The 8999-nt window shown below is 34.5% G+C and carries 11 protein-coding genes; 4 read left to right on the forward strand and 7 right to left on the reverse strand.

The genetic code is table 11. The annotated features are described in order from the left end of the window. The first annotated feature begins 236 nt into the window (after nucleotides 1-236). Nucleotides 237-719 (forward strand): GAF domain-containing protein, encoded by a 483-nt coding sequence (locus tag NST60_RS24775; protein WP_169188976.1) that lies wholly within the window; start codon nucleotides 237-239, stop codon nucleotides 717-719. A gap of 151 nt (nucleotides 720-870) precedes the next feature. Here the strand turns inward: NST60_RS24775 and NST60_RS24780 are convergent, their stop codons facing one another. Next, the gene (locus NST60_RS24780) at nucleotides 871-2751 is read right to left on the reverse strand and encodes a sensor domain-containing diguanylate cyclase (RefSeq protein ID WP_169188977.1); all 1881 of its coding nucleotides are present in this window, start codon (nucleotides 2749-2751) and stop codon (nucleotides 871-873) included. An 819-nt stretch (nucleotides 2752-3570) separates the two neighbouring features. On the opposite strand from NST60_RS24780, the gene rpsD reads away from it, so the two are divergent. Next, on the forward strand, nucleotides 3571-4173 hold the full coding sequence (rpsD, locus tag NST60_RS24785; protein WP_016202819.1) for a 30S ribosomal protein S4: 603 nt from the start codon (nucleotides 3571-3573) through the stop codon (nucleotides 4171-4173). Between the two features lie 220 nt (nucleotides 4174-4393). On the opposite strand, the gene NST60_RS24790 is transcribed toward rpsD, so the two are convergent. The 3 genes from NST60_RS24790 to NST60_RS24800 form a co-directional block, all read right to left on the reverse strand. Then, a complete protein-coding gene (locus NST60_RS24790) occupies nucleotides 4394-4978 on the reverse strand; it encodes a replication-relaxation family protein (RefSeq protein WP_341100687.1) in 585 nt (194 codons plus the stop codon). After that, nucleotides 4962-6182 (reverse strand): FtsK/SpoIIIE domain-containing protein, encoded by a 1221-nt coding sequence (locus NST60_RS24795; protein ID WP_341100690.1) that lies wholly within the window; start codon nucleotides 6180-6182, stop codon nucleotides 4962-4964. The genes NST60_RS24790 and NST60_RS24795 overlap by 17 nt, the downstream gene beginning before the upstream one ends. Before the next feature lie 84 nt (nucleotides 6183-6266). Continuing rightward, nucleotides 6267-6527 carry a hypothetical protein gene (locus tag NST60_RS24800; RefSeq protein ID WP_341100691.1) on the reverse strand — a complete coding sequence of 87 codons (261 nt, stop codon included), beginning with the start codon at nucleotides 6525-6527 and terminating at the stop codon, nucleotides 6267-6269. A gap of 151 nt (nucleotides 6528-6678) precedes the next feature. Between NST60_RS24800 and NST60_RS24805 the strand changes: the two genes are divergently transcribed. Further along, nucleotides 6679-6879, forward strand: a complete 201-nt coding sequence (locus NST60_RS24805; protein ID WP_341100694.1) for a helix-turn-helix transcriptional regulator — start codon at nucleotides 6679-6681, stop codon at nucleotides 6877-6879. Nucleotide 6880: 1 nt separating this feature from the next. Further along, on the forward strand, nucleotides 6881-7339 hold the full coding sequence (locus NST60_RS24810) for a hypothetical protein (protein ID WP_341100696.1): 459 nt from the start codon (nucleotides 6881-6883) through the stop codon (nucleotides 7337-7339). A 79-nt stretch (nucleotides 7340-7418) separates the two neighbouring features. Here the strand turns inward: NST60_RS24810 and NST60_RS24815 are convergent, their stop codons facing one another. From NST60_RS24815 to NST60_RS24825, 3 genes are all read right to left on the reverse strand, one after another. Next, nucleotides 7419-8279, reverse strand: a complete 861-nt coding sequence (locus NST60_RS24815) for a peptidoglycan-binding protein (RefSeq protein ID WP_341100698.1) — start codon at nucleotides 8277-8279, stop codon at nucleotides 7419-7421. A 132-nt stretch (nucleotides 8280-8411) separates the two neighbouring features. After that, nucleotides 8412-8660 (reverse strand): phage holin, encoded by a 249-nt coding sequence (locus NST60_RS24820; RefSeq protein WP_254414778.1) that lies wholly within the window; start codon nucleotides 8658-8660, stop codon nucleotides 8412-8414. 5 nt (nucleotides 8661-8665) lie between these two features. Then, nucleotides 8666-8950, reverse strand: a complete 285-nt coding sequence (locus NST60_RS24825) for a hemolysin XhlA family protein (RefSeq protein ID WP_254414777.1) — start codon at nucleotides 8948-8950, stop codon at nucleotides 8666-8668. Nucleotides 8951-8999: the final 49 nt, after the last annotated feature.

Genomic DNA, 8999 nt, shown 5'->3' on the forward strand with positions numbered 1-8999 from the left:
ATCCCCGTGGCGTCTACATGTATTCAGGCTGCTTAGCTTTTTCCAAATAATTAATTTTTCTATTGAAAAAACAACAAACAGCCATTTTTAAAAGAATGTAAAAATAACATTTCACCTATGATTACACTTCTTTATCAAGATGGAGAATCCTCTAAAAGATTTCCGACAAAGTACTAACTTCTTCTGTATTTATCGTCAAAAAACAACATAAAAAACGAGAAAGAATGGTGATATACATGTTTAACGTCGAAACATATAATGGTAACCGCGAGGAACAATATCAATTAGTGATAAAACAATTAAATGCTTTATTAGCAGGAGAATCTAATGCAATAGCAAACCTTTCTAATGCGTCTGCACTCTTAAATCAATTTTTAAACCAAATCAATTGGGTGGGCTTTTATCTTGTGGAGGACAACGAGCTTGTTCTTGGTCCATTCCAAGGATTACCAGCTTGTGTCCGCATTCCTTTTGGAAAAGGTGTTTGTGGTACAGCTGCCCTTAATAAAGAAACGGTAAGAGTAGAGGACGTTCATCAATTCCCTGGCCATATTGCTTGTGATGCAGCTTCTCAATCAGAAATCGTTATCCCATTATTAAAAGAAGACGGCACTATAATGGGAGTCCTTGATATCGACTCTCCAGAAAAGAATCGATTTGACGAACTAGATCAAACCTATTTAGAACAATTTGTAAGTTCATTAATGAAGTTTTTATAATAAGCTAGCAAGAACTGCCCTTAGCACGCTTGCAGTTAAAATGGTTTGTCATCATACGCAAGACTTCCCTTAATTTGAGGTCTTACTGCCCATTAAAAGTGAGATAAAAAAGGTGTTCTACCTTTCTCCAAAAGAGAAGTAGAACACCTTTTTATTCACTTACAAGAAGTGTATTTTGAATAATAACCTTGTCTTTCCCTGTTTCTTTCGCTATATATAGCGCTTTGTCTGCACGCTTAAAAAGTGTATTATACGTATCCTCACTTAGCTTATTCCAATAAGAAACTCCACATGATATGGTTACAGATGGTCTAGAATTTTCCCTTACCTTTTTTACTAAACGTTCAGCAATCGTTACACCTAAAGAAAGAGGCACTTTTGGTAGGTAAATTGCTAGCTCTTCTCCACCCCATCTTGAACCAACATCTGAACTACGAATATTATCTTTAATAATATTTGCAACTTGAATGATGATATCATCACCAATTTGATGACCATATGTATCATTTATCAATTTAAAATCATCAATATCGATTAGAATAAACGTACCTTCCTTATCTTCCATTAAAGATCGCTGAATTTTCTCATCCAAGTAACTTCTTGAATATAGCTTTGTTAAGTGATCTGTAACGACCATTTTTTCCAATTCCTCTCGTAATAAAGAATTGGTTAAAGCAAGGGTAGAATGATGAATCAATGATTGTAAAAGTTTAAATGTATCAAACGAAAAATGATAGGCATCTGGATGCATTACGATAGCAAATCCTTTTAATATGCCTGTTTGCATCATTGGTACAGCCATTATAGATTTATACTGTGTACCTTCTAGCTGCATACTGAAATCTCCTAAAAACAGGGAGTCTTTCTCTATTTGTATTTTCTCTTTGAAATAATCAATGTATTGACGTGATTCATGCTCAAAGAAGAAAGAAGAACTTCCTAGAAGTACTGTTGTGGAATTATTTTCAAGAGAAAATAGGATAAATCCCACTTCTTTTGCATCAAAGCTGGCGGATATTCTTTCACAAATATAGGTCATCATTTCATTTAAACGCAAATTGGAATTTAATTGGTGTGACGCCTCATTAATTAATTGTAAATCAGCAACTAATTTTTTGGATTGTTGATACAACTGAGCATTTTCCAAAGCCCCTCCTGCTGTATTAGCCAATAGAGAAATAAATTCCACTTCGTTTTTTGGAAACGAGATAACACCTGGGACAATAATTTGCAAGACACCATATACACCTTGTTTTCCTTTCAAAGGTGCATAGATGACCGAATTTTTGTCTTCTTTTAAGTTTTCAAATTGTAATTTCGCCGTAACATACGCTTCCATCGCAGCCATGTTTTCACTATCATATTCTAAGTCTTTTACTGGTAAATCCATCGGACTATTATTGTCATGTGAAAGTAACAAGTAATAATGATACGATGGATATACTTCTTTTAACGTGAAAATAACTTCTCTTAGCACGTCTTCCATCATCATGGACGAATGAAACTTTTCTGTTACTTTAAATAATTGCTTATATTTCTTTTTGTCTTTCGTAATGTCCACCATTTTTTGCATATTTCTAAAAAATATTCCGACTTCTTTCCCTACATCATCAAATAAAGAATTTTCTTCGATTGGATTGTCCCATAATTTCTTCTGAATCTTAATCGCTAAAATATGGTCAACTTTTTCTTTTTCCTTTCCTTTTAGGGCTAACATCATATAATCATGTACTGAATCATCCTTAATAGGTGACCGACAGAATTTATGTTCGCATGCCAATGAGACATCTTCCATTAAGCTAATAGTCTTCCCTATACGATCTTTTTTTTCGGTGGATGATACAATCGTCCAACTGACATCCCATTCTTCACTGGTATAGAGCGTAACTTCAGCTGCGTCAAATACTTCTTGGATTGCTTTAAGTGCTTCGTGGATAATTATGTCATAATTCTCATTTATCAAATTCGTGTCATATAATTCAAAAAACCGACTTTTTAATATTAATATTTTTTGGTGGCCAAGGAAGTCCATGTATTTATCACCTAATTCACCTAACTATTCATTCTTTGATTTATTAAATCATATTTCTAAATATTAATACGCTAAGAATTTATAATAGATTAAAATAAATCGAAATATCTAATATCCATCCAGTTACGAATCATTTTATTTGACTATTATCGTATTGTTTCGTTATTTTAATACCTTTTTTGCCAATCTCAAAAGTATGTTGCTTTTAAAGCATCCAAAAACAACAGACTTTAAGAAATAACCACATAATAAGATTAACGGGAAATTTTTTCTTTGAGGACATAAAACTAATGATGCTAATTACCAGCCTTAAAAACAGTTCTAAATACTTATCTGTTTACCAATGCAAACAGGAGGAATTCCACTCTTATAGCTCTTATATTGCCATGTAATAGACTTAAACATACTATGTAAAATGTAAAAGGATTAAGCGATTTCTGGAAATTACAACCTAATAATATAGTTAAATTATACTAATTATATCATATTGGCAATAAATAGGTAGATAAAAATTATTTTTGTATTCTGTTAAAAATCCCTGCTTTTCTAAAGAAAATAATTCTGCGATTTCTATCATTCGAAATAATAATAAATACTACTTGACTTTCCACCTATAAAAATCATATAATATTCTTTGTGTAAAATAGCGCAGCATATGTAAACACTTTTTGTCTTATTTTGTTCCTCAAACTATGATTTGATGGTGTATTGTGTAACCCTTGGCTGCTAGGGCGAAGGTACATGAAGACAAAATAAACAAGAAGACATGTTACATCTGTTTTTATTTTACCAAATAAAAACATGAAGGAGGAGTCAATTATGGCTCGTTATACAGGTCCAAGCTGGAAACTTTCTCGTCGTCTTGGTATTTCTTTAAGTGGTACAGGTAAGGAGTTAGACAAACGCCCTTACGCTCCAGGACAACATGGTCCAAACCAACGTAAAAAATTATCAGAATACGGATTACAATTACAAGAAAAACAAAAACTTCGTCACATGTACGGTGTGAACGAACGTCAATTCCGTAATCTTTTTGATATCGCAGGCAAAATGACTGGTAAGCATGGTGAAAACTTCATGATCTTATTAGAAACTCGCCTAGATAACGTTGTTTACCGTTTAGGTTTAGCTCGTACTCGTCGTCAAGCACGTCAGTTAGTTAACCACGGTCATATCTTAGTTGATGGCAAACGCGTTGATATCCCATCATACCGCGTTAAGGCTGGTCAAACAATCACTTTACGTGAAAAATCTCGCAACCTTGAAGTTGTTAAAGAAGCAGTAGAAGTAAATAACTTCGTACCTGATTTCTTAACTTTCGATGCAGATAAATTAGAAGGTACATTCACTCGTTTACCAGAACGTTCTGAATTACCAGCTGAAATTAACGAAGCTCTTATCGTTGAGTTCTACTCTCGTTAATAGAATTACTAATTATTTAGCATTCGTACAAACCCTAGAAATAGCGTTATATCAACGCTTCTAGGGTTTTTTATTTGTTTTCAGCTTTGTAAAATACAATATTTTAAAGTATTCATTTGGGGCTGATTGGGGCTTAATTGGGACTGATAAAAAAGTCGTGGACAGACTTCCCTTAATTTTATTCACCACCCCATCTTTCTCTTAAATAACTGTTCCTTTATCATCTTAAATCCTCCTTGGAGATTATGATATTTTCTAAGGCTACATCACTGCATAACTTTTCTAATAGGCCTTTACGACTTTCTGTAGTTGTGTAAAAAACTAATATAGGTTTATGACGGAATTGTTCCTCGATAGCTGGTGAAAGCAATTTATATTGATTAATTTTCTTCTTATTCTCACTCATGGATTGTGTACGATCGACTTCAAGGAAATGAAATATATTGTGGAGGGTAAAGGTAGCGTCAGGTATGATGGTGGATTCTTTATAGGATAGTCCGTTTTTATATTTGAAAGTTATTTTCTGCTCTGCTTTCCAATCATGGGGAAGCTTAAAATATAAGTACATATCATTCCTTAATAAATGGTGATCTACTGTTAATGACCATTTAATTTCTGTTTCAACTCCGATTATCTCCCTTCCTAAGTTATTAAGATAGTACACGTTACGTCCGTTATGCTTTCGGATAGTTAAATACTCTTTCATCTGATTAAGTACCTTTAAAGCGTTCCTAAGACTTCCTAAACTATGCAACTGCCTTAAATGTTCACTTGTAGCAAATTTCAATTCATTCAAACTTAACAAGATCTTCTCTTGGCGCTGTTTCTTCCGTTCTATGCTCGACAACGTCATTTGGTTTCACCTCTAATACTTTTGGTTCTTGGTATTTTTCTAATCGTTTCCACATTTCTTCATGGCTTATAAATGGAGCTTGTAATTCCCTCAATTCGTGCGTTTTAAAGATAGCCCTACCTTTGATATTACTCGGTAGTTCTTCTGCTCCTACATCGTCTATAGCGACCTTAGAAGCATATCCCGATGGAAGTCTGAATGATATTTTAGCATCGGCGTTCTGTTTGATCTGTCTCGGCATTGTATCAGCAGTCGGATATTGAGTTGCGTAAATTAATCTATAACCCAGTGCTCCCGCTACTCTTGCTATTTCTGATAAAACACCTTGGCAATAAGAAAGTAATTGTTTCTCTTGTTTACTGTGGAATTTATCTGGTGCCAATTGTGCTGCTTCATCCACAATGATAAATCTACGCTTTTTAATTTTCGTATCAACAACATTCGAATAATTATTCTTACGGAAAAATTCATAATCCTTAGCGAACATCGATTGAAGCTTGCTTAACAATACAGATGCTTCGTAAATATCACTAGCTACTTCCTTAACTTGTTGAAGTACCTGATACCGACTAAATTCTAATCCTCCCTTTAGATCAATGACATAAAATTCTACATCATTTTGATGATGTTCGATTAGATAAGTCATCATCATTCGTAAAAATACTGTTTTACCAAACCTTGTTGTTCCGGCAGCAGTCATGTGGGGAGTGTGGTCGAAATTATGCCATATAATACCCCTTAAACTCATACCGATTGGTACCACCCACCCTTTCCTACTGGGAAGATGTTTGTATTCGTAAATTGTAGGTAATTCTTTATTAAAAACATGTATCATGAGTAGCTTGTTAAATTCGATCTCAACTGGTCTTTTTAATCCATCTGTAAATAACTTAATATCCTCTTCAATTTTTCTCATTTTACTTGCCGGCAACCCTAAAGGTACACTGTACAAGTATGTGGTCCCGATTGTTTCTTTATCATCCACAATTGATTGCTTACCCTTGTACTTTGGAAGCTTCAACTCCCCTTCTTTACCTCTGATTCCATACCCAATGTTCTTCATAATTCGGCTTATTTTCTTATCGTCACCTTCACCAACCCTTGGCAGAAATGCGACAGCAAGGATGGCGAGGGGAAATGTGAGTAATTCGAGCATTTCGTTTCACTCCTTCGGAACTATTTTGTACAAGCAATAACATGTGATAATACTAACTTTTTAACGGATAACTCAATAGACACGTTAGAACCCGATTACTAGACTACGAAACAGTGGGTTCTTAAAGATGGCCCATGCTCCAGCTAATACGCCACCAGATACTACTACTAAACGAACGAGAGATTCATTGATTTCCACGCCACACTTTTCTAGCACTACTAAAGCGAGTAATACGCCACCAGTCGATACGAAAAATGTAAGTCCTCCATCTAACCAACTGTGGACAGGCATTGTAGGATAGATATTGCCAGCTATAAAACTTTTAAACGGTATTACCTCATACATCGGTACCACTCCTTATCCGCTTGATAGTCTATTGATATGCACTAAAAAAATAATATTGCCTGTCTATCAAACATTTAGTTGTATTTTTTTATGACGTAATTTGTGAAAGGTATTAAACATATTGTGTAGAATGTAATTTAGAGGTGTTTATATGTTGAAAAGTAACATAGGAATATTATTAAAAAACTCTCCCTTGAAAAGGGAATATATTATGAAGCAGTTAAATGTATCTGCAAATACATTGTCTAATTGGTCTACCGGAAAAAGAAAACCCTCAATAGAAAATGCTTTTGAATTAGCTAAATTATTGGATTGTAAAGTAGATGATCTCTACACACTGGAGGAAGAATAAGTTGAAAAAAATTATATTAATGTCGAGTATCTTATTATTGTTAGGAGCTTGTAGCTTAAACGAAGAAACTACAAAAGAAGAAAAACCTAAAGAAGAAGTGAAGGAAGAACAGCAAAAATCAAGAAGCGAAATGTCTCAAGAAGAGTTGAATGCACTATTGAAAGAAGAAGCTACTAAAGCTGATTTTGTTGAATTAAATGTTGATAATCCCCCTAATGGTAAGTACGTATATGTGGACGGTGAAGTAAGCTTATTAACAGAAGGAGTTATTAGCACTATGAGCACTTTTACACTGACTTCAAAAGAAGATAGTGGGAATGGATTTTACTACATCGACTTAATTAACACAACTGAAGAAGTTGTTTCAGAAGGTGATCAAGTCAGAGTATATGGCACAGTTGATGGTAAAGATGAAAATGGTATGCCTAAAATTACTGCTACCATTGTAGAAAAGAAATAAAAAACAGCCCCTCTCTAAGCGAGAAGGGCTTTTGTAGGTAATCATGATGTACAACTATTGTATATCCATCCGTGTTATTTTATGCAAAGAACTTAGCGAATGTATTAGGTCCGACTATTCCATCTACTGTTAAGCCTTTATCTTTTTGGAATTTCTTAACAGATGCTAGCATACCATTACCAAAAATGCCATCGAATCCTTTTGGGTCATACCCATTGCAATATAATAAACCTTGTACAAATTTGATCCAAGTTGCACTAGATTTCCCTTTTTGTATAACAGGAGCAGCCTTTTTAGATTTCGGGCCAAAGATTCCATCCACACTTACACCAACTAAATGTTGATAAACTCTGACGTATGCTGTTTTTGTTTTCGGGCCTGTGTAACCATCCTCAACAAGTTTTGTAAACTTAGCTTTAGATGCGTACCCATTTAAAAACTTTTGATAAGCTTTGATGTTAGTATTTCCCCCAGATGGCTTAGAAGGTGTAGTAACAATCTCTGAACCGACTTTCGTTTCTTCCGGTGTTATAGTGATATTACCGGTATATTCTAAGTGTGGATTATCTTTAAAGCTAGTCCAATCTCCACCCCATTCGAATCCTTTTGATTTTGCGATAGCTGCAACTCGTTTCCAGTCTTTATTAACCGTCCAATAAGCAGCTGTACCTTCTTTGTTAGTTAAGCAAAAGTCTACAGCAATACCAAAATTATGATTAGATTGTCCGCCTTTTGCATTCGTAACGATTTTACCAGGCTTTGTTCTGCCCTGTGCATATAAGGCATCTTGTTCCGCATATGAACGATACCCGTCTGTAATCAATACGTAAATTCCTTCATTGTAAGCTTCTTCAATAATCTCTAATACCTTTTCTTTTACAATTGGTTTAACTGCCCCCATACGTTTAATAGCTTTATCTTGCAGTGTTTTCAAGCTCATTGTTTCCACACTCCTTAATATTTTTCGTTTAATAAGATGTCTTGCTCAACTAAATCAATTTTGCTGAAAAACCATTTTATTTTCTTAAACATTAAAACCACTCCAATTAAAAAAGAGTAGCTGTTAGGCCACTCATTTCGCATTTGTTAGATTTTTTTCTTTAAGTACTTCTTTTTGCTTTTTACCTCTACTAGTAACATAATTGTTTTTAAACCAAGCAATTACAGCTGTTACAAACGTAAATATCGCGGAAATAAATGCCGTTTGTTCCTCTGCTGTTCCCGGTATTTCATACAATCCAAACGACACTAAAAACTGATTAACCAAAGCAATAAATAATACGATTGTTCTAATTAAAGTACCTTTGTCAAAATTCTTCATTTTTATCATCCTCCGATTTTAATTGCTGCATAAAAAATGGCTACAGCTCCACCGATTAACGCAACAATAAGTGCATTAGTAATCGATCGCCGTAACCATTTCGTATCGTCTTTTATTTCTTTCAATGTATCTTTGATGTCTTTTATATCATGCTCATGTATATCCGTTTTTCTTTCCAGCTGATCTATCCTATCATGGTCTTTCTCCTGCATTTTCTTAATGGTTTCTATTTCTGATTGCATGGCACTTTTCCAAACATCCACATCAACTTGCACCTCCTGCGCCGGCATTTTCCCATCCCCCTTTTCTCTCTGTAATCATGGACTCACCCCCTTAAAG

Origin of the sequence: Niallia sp. FSL W8-1348 (assembly GCF_038006745.1) — a bacterium.
GTDB lineage: Bacteria > Bacillota > Bacilli > Bacillales > Cytobacillaceae > Niallia > Niallia alba.

Excerpts from the sequence above, each read along its gene's own strand:
- NST60_RS24780 (WP_169188977.1), bottom strand. The coding sequence starts at position 2,751 with ATGGACTTCCTTGGCCACCAAAAAATATTAATATTAAAAAGTCGGTTT.
- NST60_RS24795 (WP_341100690.1), bottom strand. The coding sequence starts at position 6,182 with ATGCTCGAATTACTCACATTTCCCCTCGCCATCCTTGCTGTCGCATTT.
- NST60_RS24820 (WP_254414778.1), bottom strand. The coding sequence starts at position 8,660 with ATGAAGAATTTTGACAAAGGTACTTTAATTAGAACAATCGTATTATTT.
- NST60_RS24815 (WP_341100698.1), bottom strand. The coding sequence starts at position 8,279 with ATGAGCTTGAAAACACTGCAAGATAAAGCTATTAAACGTATGGGGGCA.
- NST60_RS24825 (WP_254414777.1), bottom strand. The coding sequence starts at position 8,950 with ATGCCGGCGCAGGAGGTGCAAGTTGATGTGGATGTTTGGAAAAGTGCC.
- NST60_RS24800 (WP_341100691.1), bottom strand. The coding sequence starts at position 6,527 with ATGTATGAGGTAATACCGTTTAAAAGTTTTATAGCTGGCAATATCTAT.
- NST60_RS24805 (WP_341100694.1), top strand. The coding sequence starts at position 6,679 with ATGTTGAAAAGTAACATAGGAATATTATTAAAAAACTCTCCCTTGAAA.
- NST60_RS24775 (WP_169188976.1), top strand. The coding sequence starts at position 237 with ATGTTTAACGTCGAAACATATAATGGTAACCGCGAGGAACAATATCAA.
- rpsD (WP_016202819.1), top strand. The coding sequence starts at position 3,571 with ATGGCTCGTTATACAGGTCCAAGCTGGAAACTTTCTCGTCGTCTTGGT.